Origin of the sequence: Streptomyces sp. NBC_00104 (genome assembly GCF_045160825.1) — a bacterium.
Taxonomy (GTDB): domain Bacteria; phylum Actinomycetota; class Actinomycetes; order Streptomycetales; family Streptomycetaceae; genus Streptomyces.
Genome location: NZ_CP108215.1, coordinates 6817452 through 6834186 on the forward strand (window position 1 = coordinate 6817452; position 16735 = coordinate 6834186).

The 16735-nt window shown below is 68.4% G+C and carries 14 protein-coding genes; 9 read left to right on the forward strand and 5 right to left on the reverse strand.

Going from position 1 to position 16735, the window contains the following annotated elements:
• Window positions 1-114: 114 nt before the first annotated feature.
• A complete protein-coding gene (locus OG272_RS30015) occupies window positions 115-843 on the reverse strand; it encodes a Crp/Fnr family transcriptional regulator (protein ID WP_326578832.1) in 729 nt (242 codons plus the stop codon).
• Window positions 844-1155: 312 nt separating this feature from the next.
• Here OG272_RS30015 and OG272_RS30020 point away from each other — a divergent pair, with 312 nt between their 5' ends.
• The 7 genes from OG272_RS30020 (at window position 1156) to OG272_RS30050 (ending at window position 10755) form a co-directional block, all read left to right on the forward strand.
• Complete coding sequence (locus OG272_RS30020; RefSeq protein WP_326578830.1) at window positions 1156-1650, forward strand: DUF1707 and DUF4190 domain-containing protein; 495 nt, start codon at window positions 1156-1158, stop codon at window positions 1648-1650.
• 289 nt (window positions 1651-1939) lie between these two features.
• The gene (gene rpsL / locus OG272_RS30025) at window positions 1940-2311 is read left to right on the forward strand and encodes a 30S ribosomal protein S12 (RefSeq protein WP_003948652.1); all 372 of its coding nucleotides are present in this window, start codon (window positions 1940-1942) and stop codon (window positions 2309-2311) included.
• Between the two features lie 2 nt (window positions 2312-2313).
• A complete protein-coding gene (rpsG, locus tag OG272_RS30030) occupies window positions 2314-2784 on the forward strand; it encodes a 30S ribosomal protein S7 (protein ID WP_005481264.1) in 471 nt (156 codons plus the stop codon).
• A gap of 39 nt (window positions 2785-2823) precedes the next feature.
• Window positions 2824-4950 (forward strand): elongation factor G, encoded by a 2127-nt coding sequence (gene fusA, locus OG272_RS30035; protein WP_326578767.1) that lies wholly within the window; start codon window positions 2824-2826, stop codon window positions 4948-4950.
• 155 nt (window positions 4951-5105) lie between these two features.
• Window positions 5106-6299: an elongation factor Tu gene (gene tuf, locus OG272_RS30040; RefSeq protein ID WP_327728180.1), complete on the forward strand. Its 1194-nt coding sequence runs from the start codon at window positions 5106-5108 to the stop codon at window positions 6297-6299.
• 167 nt (window positions 6300-6466) lie between these two features.
• Window positions 6467-9640: a glycosyl hydrolase 115 family protein gene (locus OG272_RS30045; RefSeq protein ID WP_405895262.1), complete on the forward strand. Its 3174-nt coding sequence runs from the start codon at window positions 6467-6469 to the stop codon at window positions 9638-9640.
• Between the two features lie 26 nt (window positions 9641-9666).
• Window positions 9667-10755 (forward strand): endo-1,4-beta-xylanase, encoded by a 1089-nt coding sequence (locus tag OG272_RS30050; RefSeq protein WP_405895263.1) that lies wholly within the window; start codon window positions 9667-9669, stop codon window positions 10753-10755.
• A 12-nt stretch (window positions 10756-10767) separates the two neighbouring features.
• Here OG272_RS30050 and OG272_RS30055 read toward each other — a convergent pair whose 3' ends face one another.
• From OG272_RS30055 to OG272_RS30065, 3 genes are all read right to left on the reverse strand, one after another.
• Window positions 10768-11367, reverse strand: a complete 600-nt coding sequence (locus OG272_RS30055) for a Uma2 family endonuclease (protein WP_326578760.1) — start codon at window positions 11365-11367, stop codon at window positions 10768-10770.
• A 49-nt stretch (window positions 11368-11416) separates the two neighbouring features.
• On the reverse strand, window positions 11417-12328 hold the full coding sequence (locus OG272_RS30060; RefSeq protein WP_326578758.1) for a helix-turn-helix domain-containing protein: 912 nt from the start codon (window positions 12326-12328) through the stop codon (window positions 11417-11419).
• Between the two features lie 147 nt (window positions 12329-12475).
• Window positions 12476-13027: an ATP-binding protein gene (locus tag OG272_RS30065; RefSeq protein ID WP_326578756.1), complete on the reverse strand. Its 552-nt coding sequence runs from the start codon at window positions 13025-13027 to the stop codon at window positions 12476-12478.
• Window positions 13028-13182: 155 nt separating this feature from the next.
• On the opposite strand from OG272_RS30065, the gene OG272_RS30070 reads away from it, so the two are divergent.
• Window positions 13183-14046, forward strand: a complete 864-nt coding sequence (locus OG272_RS30070) for a helix-turn-helix transcriptional regulator (RefSeq protein ID WP_326578754.1) — start codon at window positions 13183-13185, stop codon at window positions 14044-14046.
• A complete protein-coding gene (locus OG272_RS30075; protein ID WP_326578752.1) occupies window positions 14043-14252 on the forward strand; it encodes a DUF397 domain-containing protein in 210 nt (69 codons plus the stop codon). Before OG272_RS30070 ends, OG272_RS30075 begins: the two co-directional genes overlap by 4 nt.
• 425 nt (window positions 14253-14677) lie before the next feature.
• On the opposite strand, the gene OG272_RS30080 is transcribed toward OG272_RS30075, so the two are convergent.
• Window positions 14678-16663: an ATP-binding protein gene (locus tag OG272_RS30080; protein WP_327728175.1), complete on the reverse strand. Its 1986-nt coding sequence runs from the start codon at window positions 16661-16663 to the stop codon at window positions 14678-14680.
• Window positions 16664-16735 lie beyond the last annotated feature (72 nt).

The following is a 16735-nucleotide window of genomic DNA, read 5'->3' on the forward strand; positions in this document are numbered from 1 at the left end:
GGCGGTCCGTTTCAACCGGTACGCAGCACGATGGCGGGTGGAGGGAGCGCGGCCGAGGAACGATGACACGGACGAACTGTGACCGTGTGCACAGACAGACAGACAGACAGAGCGTCAGGCGGAACGCTCGCCGGTGATGCGGCGCAGGACGTCCGGGCGGAGTACGACGATGCGGCGGCGTCTGGTGACCACGACCTGCTTGGTCCGCAGCTCCTTGAGCAGGCGGGCCACGGCCTCGCGGGAGGAGCCCACCGAACCCGCGAACTCCTGCTGGCTGAGTCCGATCGTCAGTTCGATGCCTTCGTCGGTGCGGCTGCCATGGGTGCGCATGAGTTCGAGCAACAGGACGGCCAGGCGTTCGCGCACGCTGAGGGCGGCCCATTCCAGCCGACGGCGGTCGGTCGACCGTTGACGGTCGGTGGCCAGGCCCAGCAACTGCAAGGAGACCTGGGGGCTGCCGGCGAGGAAGGCGGTGAAGCGGGCCTGGTCGATGGCCACCGCCTCGATCGCCTCCAGGGCCGTCACGGTGGCCGCCCTGTGCCGCCCGCTGAGCGCCGCGCCCTCGCCGATGATGTCGCCGGGGCCGCGCAGGGCGAGCAACGCCTCGTAGCCGTTGGCCGCGATGGCCGTGACCTTGGTCCAGCCGTGCAGAAGGAGCACCACGTGGGTGGACGGTTCGTCCTGGTGCATGATCACGCTGCGTGCCCGGTAGCGCAGCGGGCGGCCGGCGGCCAGCAGGGAGACGCGGTCGTCCTTCTCCAGCCGGGCGAGGAAGGGCACGCGGTCGTCGAAACCGTCGTCGTCCCACGCGTGTGTACGTCTGCCGGCCGTACCCCCGGTCATGCCGCCGCCCCCGCGTTCACCTGTGCCGATGCCCCTGACTCCGCAATCAGTCAACGTACTTGAGACGACCGTGTGGGCAACGGGGCGCAACCGGCCAGGTGTGGCCGGAGCCCGTTCTGTCGGAGTGGCCGTCCTCGACGCGCGACGGCCAGGTGTGGCAGAACCGGGACAGAAGTGGGGCGGGGGAACCCGTGCCGTGGGCCGGGCGTTGGAGCATCATGGAGGAACAACCAGTCCGGGGGAGTGTTTCTCGTGTCGAACCCGTCGTGGCAGCCGATCCCGTGGCAGCAGGCGCAGGGCAGTAGTCCTTCGATGCTGGCCGCGCATGCCGACCGTGAGCGTGCCGTCGATGTACTCAAGGCCGGCTTCAGTGAGGGCCGCCTCCCGCAGGACGAGTACGAGAGGCGCGTGGAGAGGGCCTACAAGGCGCGCACCGTGGGGGAGCTGTCCCTTCTGGTCGCCGACCTGCCCCAGGGCCCCTCGGGGATGCAGCCGACCGCCACGGCACACATGGCCCCCATGGTCCCGAGAACCTTCATGCCGGCGCCGGTGCTGCCGCCGCCCACCAACGGCAAGGCCGTCGGGTCGATGGTGTGCGGTGTCCTCACCACCATGACGCTGGGGCTCACCGGCATTCCGGCGGTCATCCTCGGCCACACCGCCCGCGCCGAGATCAAGCGCACGGGCGAGGGCGGTGAGGGCTTCGCCCTGGCCGGTCTCATCCTCGGCTGGCTCTCCGTGGCGGGCTGGGCCTTCTTCCTGATGCTCATCATGATCGCGGGGACGTCGTCGAGCAGCGGAATCTGAGCTCCGCCGGCAGTGCCGGTCGGTGCGGACACGTCCACCCTTAAACCCCCGCCCGCCCATTTGTTTTGACCGTAGCGAATGAGGTAGGTACGCTCAGACCTTGTGCCTGGGGTGTGCCCTGGCTCCCGTGCGTGCCTTCAACCGCACAGGGGGAGCCGTAAGCAGCCACCGCAATCTGCGCCCTTTCTGCCTCGCGGCGGGGGTCTGCAGTATTCGACACACCCGACCGCGTGGGTCGGGGAAGTTCCAGGTTAGCTTCACCATTCGGCACACAGAAACCGGAGAAGTAGTGCCTACGATCCAGCAGCTGGTCCGGAAGGGCCGGCAGGACAAGGTCGAGAAGAACAAGACGCCCGCACTCGAGGGTTCGCCCCAGCGTCGCGGCGTCTGCACGCGTGTGTTCACGACCACCCCGAAGAAGCCGAACTCGGCCCTGCGTAAGGTCGCGCGTGTGCGTCTGACCAGCGGGATCGAGGTCACCGCTTACATTCCGGGTGAGGGACACAACCTGCAGGAGCACTCCATCGTGCTCGTGCGCGGCGGCCGTGTGAAGGACCTGCCCGGTGTTCGCTACAAGATCATCCGCGGTTCGCTTGACACCCAGGGTGTCAAGAACCGCAAGCAGGCCCGCAGCCGCTACGGCGCCAAGAAGGAGAAGTAAGAATGCCTCGTAAGGGCCCCGCCCCGAAGCGCCCGGTCATCATCGACCCGGTCTACGGTTCTCCTCTTGTCACGTCGCTGATCAACAAGGTGCTGCTGAACGGCAAGCGCTCCACCGCCGAGCGCATCGTGTACGGCGCCATGGAGGGCCTGCGCGAGAAGACCAGCAACGACCCGGTCATCACGCTGAAGCGCGCGCTGGAGAACATCAAGCCGACCCTCGAGGTCAAGTCCCGCCGTGTCGGTGGTGCGACGTACCAGGTTCCGATCGAGGTCAAGCCCGGTCGTGCCAACACGCTCGCGCTGCGCTGGCTGGTCGGTTACTCCCGCGCCCGTCGCGAGAAGACCATGACCGAGCGTCTGCTCAACGAGCTTCTCGACGCGTCCAACGGCCTCGGTGCCGCTGTGAAGAAGCGCGAGGACACCCACAAGATGGCCGAGTCCAACAAGGCCTTCGCGCACTACCGCTGGTAGTCGCTACCCCCATCGAGACCGAGAGAAGACCGAAGCCTTATGGCTACCACTTCACTTGACCTGGCCAGGGTCCGCAACATCGGGATCATGGCCCACATCGACGCGGGCAAGACGACCACCACCGAGCGGATCCTCTTCTACACCGGCGTCAGCTACAAGATCGGTGAGGTCCACGACGGCGCTGCCACCATGGACTGGATGGAGCAGGAGCAGGAGCGTGGCATCACGATCACCTCTGCTGCCACCACCTGTCACTGGCCGCTCGAGGACAACGACTACACGATCAACATCATCGACACCCCGGGTCACGTCGACTTCACGGTCGAGGTGGAGCGTTCGCTCCGCGTGCTCGACGGTGCCGTCACGGTGTTCGACGGTGTCGCCGGTGTCGAGCCGCAGTCCGAGACGGTGTGGCGTCAGGCCGACCGCTACGGCGTGCCGCGCATCTGCTTCGTGAACAAGCTGGACCGTACCGGCGCGGAGTTCCACCGCTGTGTGGACATGATCTCCAGCCGCCTGGGCGCCGTCCCGCTCGTCATGCAGCTGCCGATCGGCGCCGAGATGGACTTCAAGGGCGTTGTGGACCTGGTCCGCATGAAGGCGCTCGTGTGGTCCGCCGAGGCCGCCAAGGGCGAGATGTACGACGTCGTCGACATCCCGGCCACGCACACCGAGGCTGCCGAGGAGTACCGCGGCAAGCTGGTCGAGGCCGTCGCGGAGAACGACGACGAGATCATGGAGCTGTTCCTGGAGGGCCAGGAGCCCACCGAGGAGCAGCTGTACGCCGCGATCCGTCGCATCACCATCGCGTCCGGCAAGTCCGACGGCGTCACCGTCACCCCGGTGTTCTGTGGCACCGCGTTCAAGAACAAGGGCGTCCAGCCCCTGCTCGACGCGGTCGTGCGCTACCTGCCGACCCCGCTCGACGTCGAGGCCATCGAGGGCCACGACGTGAAGGACCCGGAGCTGGTCGTCAAGCGCAAGCCGTCCGACGACGAGCCGCTGTCGGCGCTGGCGTTCAAGATCATGAGCGACCCGCACCTCGGTAAGCTCACCTTCGTCCGGATCTACTCCGGTCGCCTGGAGTCCGGCACCGCCGTGCTGAACTCCGTCAAGGGCAAGAAGGAGCGCATCGGCAAGATCTACCGTATGCACGCGAACAAGCGTGAGGAGATCGAGTCGGTGGGCGCCGGCGACATCGTCGCCGTCATGGGCCTCAAGCAGACCACCACCGGTGAGACGCTGAGCGACGACAAGCAGCCGGTGATCCTGGAGTCCATGGACTTCCCGGCGCCGGTCATCCAGGTCGCCATCGAGCCCAAGTCCAAGGGTGACCAGGAGAAGCTGGGTGTCGCCATCCAGCGTCTCGCGGAGGAGGACCCCTCCTTCCAGGTCCACTCGGACGAGGAGACGGGCCAGACCATCATCGGTGGTATGGGCGAGCTGCACCTCGAGGTGCTGGTCGACCGTATGCGCCGTGAGTTCAAGGTCGAGGCCAACGTCGGCAAGCCGCAGGTCGCCTACCGTGAGACGATCCGTAAGGCCGTCGAGCGCGTCGACTACACGCACAAGAAGCAGACTGGTGGTACCGGCCAGTTCGCCAAGGTGCAGATCGCGATCGAGCCGATCGAGGGCGGCGACGCCTCGTACGAGTTCGTGAACAAGGTCACCGGTGGCCGTATCCCGAAGGAGTACATCCCTTCGGTGGACGCCGGTGCGCAGGAGGCCATGCAGTTCGGCATCCTCGCGGGCTACGAGATGACGGGCGTCCGCGTCATTCTTCTCGACGGTGGCTACCACGAGGTCGACTCCTCCGAGCTCGCCTTCAAGATCGCCGGTTCGCAGGCCTTCAAGGAGGCCGCGCGCAAGGCGTCCCCCGTGCTCCTTGAGCCGATGATGGCCGTCGAGGTCACCACGCCCGAGGACTACATGGGTGAGGTCATCGGCGACATCAACTCCCGCCGTGGTCAGATCCAGGCCATGGAGGAGCGGGCCGGTGCCCGCGTCGTGAAGGGCCTCGTGCCCCTCTCGGAGATGTTCGGCTACGTCGGAGACCTCCGCAGCAAGACCTCGGGTCGCGCAAGCTACTCGATGCAGTTCGACTCCTACGCCGAGGTTCCGCGGAACGTCGCCGAGGAGATCATCGCGAAGGCCAAGGGCGAGTAACGCACCGCGTCCACACGCTTTAGGCTTGACTCCGGAGCCTCAGGGGGCAAACACCCGCGAACACGGGTGTTTGCCCAAGGACCCGGACTTTCCAGCAAAGATCACCTGGCGCCGACGCAGTAAGGCGTACCAGAACCACTCCCAGGAGGACCCCAGTGGCGAAGGCGAAGTTCGAGCGGACTAAGCCGCACGTCAACATCGGCACCATCGGTCACATCGACCACGGTAAGACGACCCTCACGGCCGCCATTACCAAGGTGCTGCACGACGCGTTCCCGGACCTGAACGAGGCCTCGGCCTTCGACCAGATCGACAAGGCTCCCGAGGAGCGTCAGCGCGGTATCACGATCTCGATCGCGCACGTCGAGTACCAGACGGAGACCCGTCACTACGCCCACGTCGACTGCCCCGGTCACGCGGACTACATCAAGAACATGATCACGGGTGCGGCGCAGATGGACGGCGCCATCCTCGTTGTCGCCGCCACCGACGGCCCGATGCCGCAGACCAAGGAGCACGTGCTCCTGGCCCGCCAGGTCGGCGTTCCGTACATCGTCGTCGCCCTGAACAAGGCCGACATGGTGGACGACGAGGAGATCCTGGAGCTCGTCGAGCTCGAGGTTCGTGAGCTGCTCTCCGAGTACGAGTTCCCGGGCGACGACCTGCCGGTCGTCAAGGTCTCGGCGCTCAAGGCCCTTGAGGGTGACAAGGAGTGGGGCCAGTCCGTCCTCGACCTGATGAAGGCCGTCGACGAGAACATCCCGCAGCCCGAGCGTGACGTCGACAAGCCGTTCCTGATGCCGATCGAGGACGTCTTCACGATCACCGGTCGTGGCACCGTCGTCACCGGTCGTATCGAGCGTGGCATCCTCAAGGTCAACGAGACCGTCGACATCGTCGGTATCAAGCAGGACAAGACCACCACCACGGTCACCGGCATCGAGATGTTCCGCAAGCTGCTCGACGAGGGCCAGGCCGGTGAGAACGTCGGTCTGCTCCTCCGTGGCATCAAGCGCGAGGACGTCGAGCGCGGCCAGGTCATCATCAAGCCCGGTTCGGTCACGCCGCACACCGAGTTCGAGGCCCAGGCCTACATCCTGTCCAAGGACGAGGGTGGCCGCCACACGCCGTTCTTCAACAACTACCGCCCGCAGTTCTACTTCCGTACGACGGACGTGACCGGCGTGGTGACCCTCCCCGAGGGCACCGAGATGGTCATGCCCGGCGACAACACGGAGATGAAGGTTGAGCTCATTCAGCCCATCGCCATGGAAGAGGGCCTGAAGTTCGCCATCCGTGAGGGTGGCCGGACCGTGGGCGCCGGCCAGGTCATCAAGATCACGAAGTGATCTTGAGCTGACCCGGTAGGACTCTGGGGAGGCCCGTACGACTTCGGTCGTACGGGCCTCTTCGCCGTCTACGAAACTATTCGACGCTCACGACCCGTTCCCCACGCCGGTCACTCCCTTCACTATTTGTCATGCCGCTGACCAAATACGGGGTGGAGGGGTGTGGCATGTCTGGAGGCGTCAGCCGCAGGGGTGTGCTGGGGGCGGGGATCGCCGCTGTGCCGGTGCTGTCGATGGGGGTCGGGGATGCGGGGGCCACAGATGGCGCCGGGGCTGTGCGGATCACGGACTCGGGGGCGTACCTCTCCTTCTCCCCCGTGGCGGGCGCGTTCTCACTGGTCGGCGCCCCGGTCGTGGTCAGCCCCGAGGATCACCCCGGAGTCGTACGGGTCGCGGGGGATCTGCGGGACGACATCGAGCGGGTGACGGGTGTACGGCCGGGGAGCGCGATGGCGTCCGAGGTCGTGCTGGTGGGGACCATCGGCCGCAGCCCGTTGATCGACGGGCTGATCGCCGCCGGGAAGCTCGACGTCGGCGGGGTGCGGGGGAGGTGGGAGACGTCGCTGCAGACGGTCGTCGAGCGGCCGATGCCCGGGGTGGAGCGGGCCTTCGTCGTCGCGGGCAGCGATCCGCGCGGCACGATCTTCGGGGCGTACGACGTCTCGTACGGGCTCGGTGTCTCGCCCTGGTACTGGTGGGACGACGTGCCGCCGGTCCACCGGGACGCGGTGTACGTGCGGCCGGGCCGCTTCAGCCAGGGGACGCCGGCCGTGAAGTACCGGGGCGTCTTCATCAACGACGAGAACCCGGCGCTCGGGACGTGGGCGCCGGCGTACTTCGGGCCGGGGAAGGCGCCGGGGCATCCCGGGGGCTTCAACGCGGACTTCTGGGCGAAGGTCTTCGAGGCGCTGCTGCGGCTGAAGGGGAACTACGTCTGGCCGGCCGTGTGGGGCCGGGCCTTCGCCGAGGACGATCCGGAGAACCACGCGCGGGCGAAGGAGTACGGGATTGTCATGGGCACGTCCCATGAGGCGCCCATGATGCGGGGGATCGAGGAGTGGAACCGGCACGCGGTACCCGCGGTGCGGGACGGCGCGGGGAACATCGTGACCCCCGGGCGGGACCCCTACGGGGGCACGGGGGAGTGGTCGTACCGGCGCAACGCCGAGGCCATCCGGGCGTACTGGCGGGACGGTATCCGGCGCATGGTCGACGAGGACTTCGAGGGCGTCGTCACGCTGGGGATGCGGGGGAACGGCGACACGAGCCTCCCCGACGGCGACGGCATCGAGCTGATGCGGGAGATCATCACGACCCAGCGGGGCATCATCGCCGAGGTGACCGGCCGGCCGGCGGAGGAGACCCCGCAGGTGTGGACCCTGTACAAGGAGGTCCAGCGGTACTGGGACCGGGGGCTGCGGGCGCCGGACGACGTCACGGTCGTCCTCACGGACGACAACTGGGGGAACATCCGTAGGCATCCCGATCCGGGGGAGCCCGTACGACCTGGGGGCTACGGGTTGTACTACCACTTCGACTACGTCGGCGTCGGGCGCAACTACAAGTGGGTCGACACGGCGAACCTCGCGAACCTGTGGGAGCAGCTGCACGAGGCGGACGCGTACGGGAACCACGGGCTGTGGGTGGTGAACGTCGGCGACCTGAAGGGGAACGAGCTGCCCACCGAGTTCTTCCTGAACCACGCCTGGAATCCGGAGCGTTGGGGGCTGGAGGACCTGGCGGACCTGGAGGAGTGGGAGCGGGGGTTCGCGCGGCAGAACTTCGGGGGCGGTGGGCCGGGGGCCTCGTCGGACATCGCCTCGGAGATCGCCGAGGTGCTGAGCGCGTACGGGCAGCTCCAGGCCCGCCGGAAGCCCGAGTTGCTGAACCGCCGGATCACCCTGGACACCTCGAAGGACCCGACGGATCCGGCGACGGGCGAGCGCGCGATCGTCTACGACGACCAGGAGACGCCCTTCTTCTTCGGCCACCGGGAGCTGGAGCGGGTCACGGAGGAGTGGCGGGCCCTGGCGAAGCGCGCCGAGCGGGTGGGGAAGCGGCTTCCCGCGGCCGTTCAGGACGCGTGGTTCGAGCTGGTGGGGTACGCGGTGCTGGCCACGGCGAACCTGTACGGGTTGCGGGAGGCCGAGTTCCAGAATCTGCTCTACGCCGGACAGGGAAGGGCGGCGACGAACGGCCGGGCGGAGGCCGCGGAGGCGGGGCTTGAGCGGGACTTCGCGTTGGCCGACCGCTTCAACTCCGAGGTGGCGGGCGGGAAATGGCGGGGCTTCCAGACCCAGCCGCACATCGGATACGGGGACGTCGAGCGCTACGGGCCGAACGCGGGCTGGCAGCAGCCGGAGCGGAACAACGTGGCGCTGCCGGACGAGATCTTCCCCAAGGTGCGGCGGATCGAGGTGCCGCGGGCCGCGGAGCTGGGGGTGACGGTCGACGGGGCGGACGACTCGGGGGAGTGGTGGCCCCGGTCCACCGCGGCGGCGGTGCTTCCGGTGTTCAGCCCTCACCAGACCAGGCCTCAGCAGTACGTGGAGATCTTCAACCGGGGGCGTACGCCCTTCTCGTACCGGATCGAGTCGTCGGCGCCGTGGCTGGTGGTGGAGCGGTCGCGGGGGCGGGTCGAGGAGCAGGTGCGGGTCGGGGTCCGGGTGGACTGGGGGCGGGTGCCGGCGGGGGGTGCGGAGGCTTCGTTGACGGTGAGCGGGGCCGGGGCCTCGGTCACCGTGAAGGCCGTCGCGCAGAAGCCGTCGGCGCGGGAGGCGCGGCAGTTGCGCGGGTTCGTCGAGGCGGGCGGGTACGTGGCGATCGACGCGGCGCACTACGCGCGGGCAGTGGGGTCGGCCGACGGGCGGGTGCGCTGGCGCCGGATCGAGCGGATCGGGCGTACGGGGGCGGGGGTCACACCGTGGCCGGTGACGGCGGCTCGGCAGACGCCGGGTGGGGTGGGGCCGCGCCTGGAGTACGAGGTCAGTGTCCTGTCGGCCGTGGACGAGGTGACGGTCTGGGCGTACGTCTCGCCACGGAACCCGGCGCCGGCCACGGGCGGGCTGCGCTATGCCGTGTCCTTCGGCTCGGGGGCTCCGCAGGTCGTCGACATCAACGCCGCCACCGGCGCCGACGACGGGCTCATGAACAGGCAGTGGGCGCGCAACACCTCGGACAACGTGAACAGGACGGCCACCAGACACGCGATCGCCGGGCCCGGAGTGCACCGGCTGACGTTCTGGATGGTCGACCCGACGGTGGTGCTGCAGCGCCTGGTGATCGACACGGGTGGGCTGACGCCGACGTATCTGGGGCCGCTGGAGTCCCGCCGCGTCTGAGAACGGATCCGAGAAGGGACCCGCACATGAAGAGGCACACGAACCGCTTCCGCATGCCCGTGCTCGCGCTGGTCGCCGGGGCGCTGCTGTCCACGGCGGTGGCCGTGCAACCGGCCTCGGCGCACGACCGGTCCGGCTCGTCCGGCCCGTCCTTGAGGGCGCTCGCCGACCGGGCCGGCGTACGCATCGGCACGGCCGTCGACATGGCGGCGCTCGCGGACGACACGACGTACCGCAGGACGACCGCCCGCGAGTTCGATTCCGTGACCGCCGAGAACGTCATGAAGTGGGAGTCGGTGGAGCCGCAGAGGGGCGTCTACGACTGGAAGCCGGCCGACGACCTCGTCCGCCACGCCCGCGCCCACGGCCAGGTCGTCCGAGGTCACACCCTCGTCTGGCACAGCCAGCTGCCGGGCTGGCTGACCTCGGGGGTGGCGGACGGGTCGATCGGCCCGGCGGAGCTGCGGGGCATTCTGCGGAAACACATCACTACGGAGGTGAAGCGGTACAAGGGGAAGATCCAGCAGTGGGACGTGGTGAACGAGGTCTTCGAGGAGGACGGCAGCCTGCGGAACTCCCTCTGGTTGCAGCAGCTGGGCCCCTCGTACATCGCGGACGCCTTCCGCTGGGCCCATGCCGCGGACCCGAAGGCGAAGCTCTTCCTCAACGACTACAACGTGGAGGGCGTCAACGCGAAGTCCACGGCGTACTACGAACTGGCGAAGCGGTTGCGTGCGGAGGGCGTACCCGTCCAGGGCTTCGGCATCCAGGGGCACCTCGCGATCCAGTACGGATTCCCGGGGCAGGTGGCGGAGAATCTGGCCCGCTTCGAGGCGCTGGGCATGCAGACGGCGTTCACGGAGGTGGACGTGCGGATGATCCTGCCGGTGGACGAGACGAAGCAGGCCACCCAGGCGAGTTACTACCGCCGCCTGCTGGACGCCTGTCTGGGCGCCCGGAGCTGCAGGTCCTTCACCGTGTGGGGCTTCACGGACAAGTACTCCTGGGTGCCGGGCGTCTTCGAGGGCCAGGGCTCGGCGACGCCGATGGACGAGACGTACGTCCGGAAGCCGGCGTACGGGGCGCTGCGGGAGGGGCTGGCGGCCGGGAGGTGACCGGCGTCGCCCTCAGCCCTTGTCCGGGTAGCGGGGCAGGTTCTCCGTGGAGATGGTCCAGTCGGCGATGGTGACGTCCTCGCCGTAGACGAAGTCCTTGCGGGTGGCGTAGCGCGGGCCGTCCGGGGTGGCGTGGATGTCGGTGAGGACGGCGCCTGTGCCGGTGCGGGGGTCGAAGACGGCGTAGACGGGGATGCCGAGCAGCGGGTAGTCGCGCATCTTGGCGACCCAGTCGTTGTCGGGGTTGGAGCGGGAGACGACTTCGATAGCGGCGATGAGCGTCCGTGGGTCGAAGGAGCCCGGGACGTCCATGTCCGCCCAGGCGATCACCATGACGTCGGGGTGGCGCATGATGCCCTCGGGTTCTGCCTCTACGTCAGGCGTCCCTGTGTGAGCGACCAGCTCTTCCGGCATGACCTTTTCAAGGCGCTTCCGGAGATGCAGCGTGGTCAGCTCGTGCGGGCCGACGGGCGCCATCATGTCGTGGACGATCCCTTCCTTGGTGATCTCGAATTTCCCGGGGAGGGTGTCGTCCATCGACTGAACGAAGTCCCGCATGGCTCGGTAGATGTGGGGGGCGCCGTGTTGCGCGTCGTCCGGGGCGATGGTCATGGCGCTCGCTCCTCGTCTGGGCCCGTGGGCAAGGATCGTCACGTTCATGCTAGGTGGCCTCCATGAGGTCGGGCATCAGGTCGGGCATGGGGTCGGGCCCGCAGTCGCGGCAACGGCTGCCCTTCGGTCCCCGGAAGCCGCGGTCGCAGCCGTCGCAGTTCGTCATGGGGTACTGGACGGTAGGGGCAGGCGGGGACGCGGGCGCCCGGAACGGCGGCAGGGGCGGCAGCCGGTCCGTGAGCCGGTGGGCCAGGAGGGCGGCCGGGCGGTGGAGCGGTTCGTTCGGGAGGCCGCCGGTCAGGGCGTGGCGAACGGCGGTGGGGGTGAGGTCGCGCTCCAGCCAGGCGGCGACCCCCGGGGCGAGGTGGGCCGTGTCGCAGGCCGAGAGGAGCAGGCGGGGGTCCGTGCGGCGCAGGTCGGCGAGGAGGTCGGTGGCGGTCTGGAGGAGGGTGGGGGAGCGGTAGGCGGGTTGGGGGACGCTGGGGAGGGGCTTGCGGGGTGCCTTCTTCTGCCGGGGCGCGTGTGCCGGGCGTCCGGGCTCGTCCTCCGCGCGGCTGTGGCTGCGGCTGTGGCCGGGCTGGTTGCAGGAGGTCGTACGGGTGATGACGCGGCCGGTGGGGGTGCGTACGCGTTCGCGGCGCAGGTAGCCGTGGGTCTCCAGCTCGCGCAGCGCGGCGGCGATCCGGGTCGCGCCCTCCTTGAAGCGGGCGGCGAGGCTCTTGATGTCGACGCGGGCGCCCCTCGGCAGCGACTGGATGTGCGTCGCCAGTCCGATCGCGAGGAGGGACAGCTCCGGGTGCTGGGCGAGGTGGTTGCCGATCACCGTGAAGCGGGTGCTGTGGCGGGTGTGGTCGTGGATCAGACCACCGCCGGAGTGAGGGTCCGGGTGCCGGTTCGGGTGGTTGTTGTCGGCAAGCCGGGCGCGGGCGCGCGGGGGCGCGCTAGGGTGCTGCGTATCCATCGGGAAGGGTCCACTTCCTTGGTGGTCAGGCCCTCGCACTGGGATTGCCGTCCCGGCGAGGGCCGTCGCATGTCTGCGGTTGTGTGGTCCTGCTGCGCTGAGCGTAAGGGCATCAACCGGCTCCGAATCCAGCCGAGTCGGCGATGTTCACCCGCGAGGGTGAGACCGCCCGCCGGGCGGGAGGAGGGGTGGGGTTTGGTGGGGTTCTTTCTCTCCCGGGTCCTTTGGGGAAAGACCGCCCGTCGCACCGGAGCGCACATCTGCGGGTTCCGGTGCCTGTCGGACGGTGACCTCGGCCCAGACCGTCTTACGTGGCGGCAGTCCCGGCGCGGTGCCCCATCGGTCGGCCAGCGCCTCGACGAGGAGGAGGCCCCGGCCGGACTGGGAGTCCGGGGAGGGGGGTTGGGCTGTGGGCAGCCGTTCACACGTGTCCGTGACCTCGATGCGGAGGGTGCCGCCGACCACGTAGAGCGTGAGTCCGAAGTCGCGGCCCTGCGCCCGACCGTGCGTGGCCGAGTTGGCCGCCAGCTCGGCGACGATGTGCCGCGCCGGGTCCAACGGCAGCCCCCATGCGCGCAGTTGCTCCGTCGCCAGCAGGCGGGCGAGACGGGCTCCGCGTGGTGTGGGGGACAGTCGCACGCTGAAGTTGCGGATGGGGCTGTGCGGTTCGGCCTCAGGGGCGGCGGTTTCCGTATTCACGTTACTCAGCGTGGCGGTGCGTGCTTACCGTGAACAGTGACTGCGCCGGTACGTACGGTTACTGTCCAGGGCTTGTCCGGCGCTGTCCAGCCTGTCCGGAACCGGTGCACGGGTAGGGGGCGTTGAGTCACTGCGGTACGGCGGAGAGGTGCGCGATGCACGTGGACGGGCTCAAGGACGCGACGGACGAGCCGGGTTGGGAGGTGGACCCCGACGATGACTGGGGCGTCGCCGTCGTCGAGACCGTGGGGCGACAGCTGAAGCTGCGGCGGGAGGCCGTAGGCATGCGGGTGGCCGACTTCGCTGTGGCGATCGGGTACGGAGAGGACCTCGTCTACAAGATCGAGGCCGGGAAGCGGATTCCCCGGCCGGAGTACCTGGACAAGTCCGACGAGGTGTTGGAGGCGGGCGGGCTCATCTCGGCCACCTGGGAGGACGTGAAGAAGGTCCGGTACCCGAAGAAGGTGCGGGAGCTGGGGAAGCTGGAGGGGCAGGCGGTTGAGATCGGGGTGTACGTCTGCAACAGCCTCAGTGGGCTGCTGCAGACGCCGGAACACGCGCGGACCCTGATCGAGGCATGGAAGCCGGCGTACTCGCCGGACGACGTGGAGCGGATGGTGGCCGCTCGTGTGGCCCGCCAGGCGGTGTTCGACCGTGACCCGGCGCCCTCGATTGCCTTCGTGCTGGAAGAGGCCCCGCTGCGGCGCGAAATCGGGGGCACAATGGTGTGGCGGCAGCAACTCCACCGTCTGCTGGAGGTGGGCCAGATGCGTAATGTGACGCTCCAGGTGATGCCGACCAACAGTGGTGCTCACCCGGGGCTGGACGGCCGGGTCGAGGTGCTGAAGTTCGACGACGGTACGGCAGTGGGCCGCGCCGATGGTGTCTTCCAGGGTCGGCCTGTCTCCGATCCACGACAACTCCGCGTTATCGAGCTGCTGTATGGCACCATCCGGGCGCAAGCTCTCCCGACGCGGGAGTCGCTGGCCTTCATCGAGCAACTGCTGGGAGAGACATGATCCGCAAGGCCTCCGCTGAGGACGCCCCCGAACTGGCGTGGTTCAAGAGCAGCTACAGCGACGGCACCAACGGCGAGTCATGCGTCGAGATCGCCCACGCCCCCGGCACCGTCCACATCCGCGACTCCAAAGACATACGGCTCCCTCAGCTCGCGCTCACGCCGACCGCCTGGGCGGACTTCGTGTCGTACGCGGCCGGGGGCTGAGCCGTCAGGGTCGGTCGACGCACGGCGTGAGACGGACAGATGGCGACCCTGGGCGACGTAGCCGGGCCAGGGGGCCCGATCGGGCTCCGACGCATTCGCCGGACGGCGAATGCGTCGGCGAGATCGCTCACAGGCCGGACCGCTCCCGCTCTTCGAGGGCGCCGAAGTCGATGAACTGTTCCGCATTCGCCTGGAGCCAGAGCAGCGCTCGTGCGCGGTCGTGCTCTGGCACACGGCACCTCCGACCGATGGGCAACCCACGCAGCGACGTGTTCTGAGGTGTACCTCACTCGTTTGCCCTGCGCCAGCTTCGAGATCAGGTTCGACGCGTCGTCGCACAGGTGATCGACACGGACCGTATCGACAACGACGTCTCCCCTATAGCACCGCGGCGTCCTCCTCCTGACTGCGGGCCGGTCAGACCGTCACTGTGTGACGTCGGCGACACCGACACTTCGAGGGCTGGGAACCGTCCCGTCGGCGACCAGTTCCGCGACCGCCTCGCCGTGGTTGCGGACCAGGTAGTCCATCGCGTGTTCGGTGGAGGACTGGTACTCCAGCTGCGCGCTGTGGAACCGCAGGCGTTCCTGGCAGTCCTCGATGATCTCGCCCCAGGTCTTCACCATGATCCGGAAGCGCGGGTTGGAGACGGCGCACCCTGGGACACGGTCCATCTGGTGGGCCATCTGCCGAAGGGTTCTGTCCATGGCGTTGCCCACGAGCCAGAAGTCCCACGTCACCGCCGGTTCACAGAAGCGGTCGTCGGACATCACCGCCTCCGCGTAGCTGTTGATCTGGCCGAACTCCGTCACCCCCAGGACAACGCTGGGGCGCTTCAACTCGACGACCAGATGGTGCCGTTCGCCTTTCCGGTGCCGAGCGGCACGGGACAGCATCAGATCGACCCTGCCGCGTCGCCCGTCCTCACGCAGGACCGGTTCCGGTGCGGGGGCGTCACGGCCGAGGAGTCGGCAGTGCTCGGCGAGCACGACGTTGAGACTGCGGTCGCTGACATGGAGTGCGTACTCTTCGCCGAACACCCAGCATTGATCATCCAGAATCCGGTGGAGTTCGTCCCGCTCGGTCACGCGTCGCTTCGCTTCCGGCGTGAAGACAAGGTGCTCCAGCGCCGCCAGGAAGTCGATACGGTTGGCTGCCGCGGTGGACGCCTTGATCAGGGCTGACAGCGTGGTACGCCGCAGAAGCCGGTTGAGTTCATCTCGTTCCTGCTTGGAGAGCGAGAACAAGTCGTCCGCGATCCGCAGCACGTCCGAGGGCTCGTGCGCGAGGACGGACCGGAGCAGGGCGAAGGTGGTGCGCCGCGTCCCCTGGGACCTCGGCAGATGCCGGAAGACGGTGGTGGCGACGGCGTCGAAGGTCTCGCGTTCCGCTCGCTCCTTCTCGCTGGCGGCATTGTCCGCGTACGGGTAGATGCCTTCCCGACGCCATTCCGCGACCTGTTCCCGCCGTCGTTCGTCCACGCGTGCCCGGAAGTGGGCCTTGAGCTGGTCACGGGCCGCCGCGAGTACTTCGGCGAGCGGTCCGTGCGACGCCCACTCGGTGAAGGCGAGGTCCTCGGAGTCGACATCGTCGAAGCCGGACCAGCTGAGATGCGCCGTGAACTCGAAGCCGGGGGCCTGGATGCCAGGCTTGAGCTGCGCCCGCGACATGCCTTCCCCGTCGCACAGGAAGAGCGCGCGGGTGACGGACCTGCGCCATTCGACGACCTTCAGCCGTGCGGGGTCGCCGCCCCAGTCGGCGGGGGACGGCAGGACGTAGTCGCGCACGTGCGACTGCTCGGCGGCCGGGTCGAGGTCCTGGCCGTCGTACTCGATGCGTACGTCCGGGTACTTCTCCAGGTACGTGGCGAACGCCGTGGTCAGTGACGACCTGGCGCGCTCGTCGGCCAGGAGGTTCAGTTGCTCATCTCCGCCGAACGCCTCGAAGAGCGTGCCGGTGGGGTCGTCGGTGGGTTCCGGGTCGCCGATGTCGAACTCGTCCATGGAACGCCGGTCCGCCTCTATCACCAGCTGCTGCCGGCCTCCGAAGGCGTCGCTGACGCTGGTCCAGCGCACCTGGGTACCGAGTGCGAAGGCGCGTACCCGGCCGCGTCCGTTCTTCCCGTGCAGGGCACGCTTCTTCACCGGGCTCCCCTGCGAGCGTTTCTTCCAGGAGGCGCCGATCGGCCGGAAGTACTCCTCGCAGTGCTCAGCCGACATCCCGCTGCCGTCGTCCTGAACACGAACCCTGTCCACACCGCCCAGGTCGTTGCGCTCCAGCGTGACGACGACGTACCCGGCGTCTGCGTCGACGCTGTTCCAGATCAGCTCCTCGACCGCGCCGACGGGATCCCGCAGCCGCGCCAGCTCGGCAACGTGCTCCCGGCTGGTCTCCAACCGCACCTTCACCATGACGTCGGCTTCTCCACTCCCTGTCGTGCGTCCCTGATCGGGAGCACAGTTTGCCCTCTCCGGGGTGCTTGA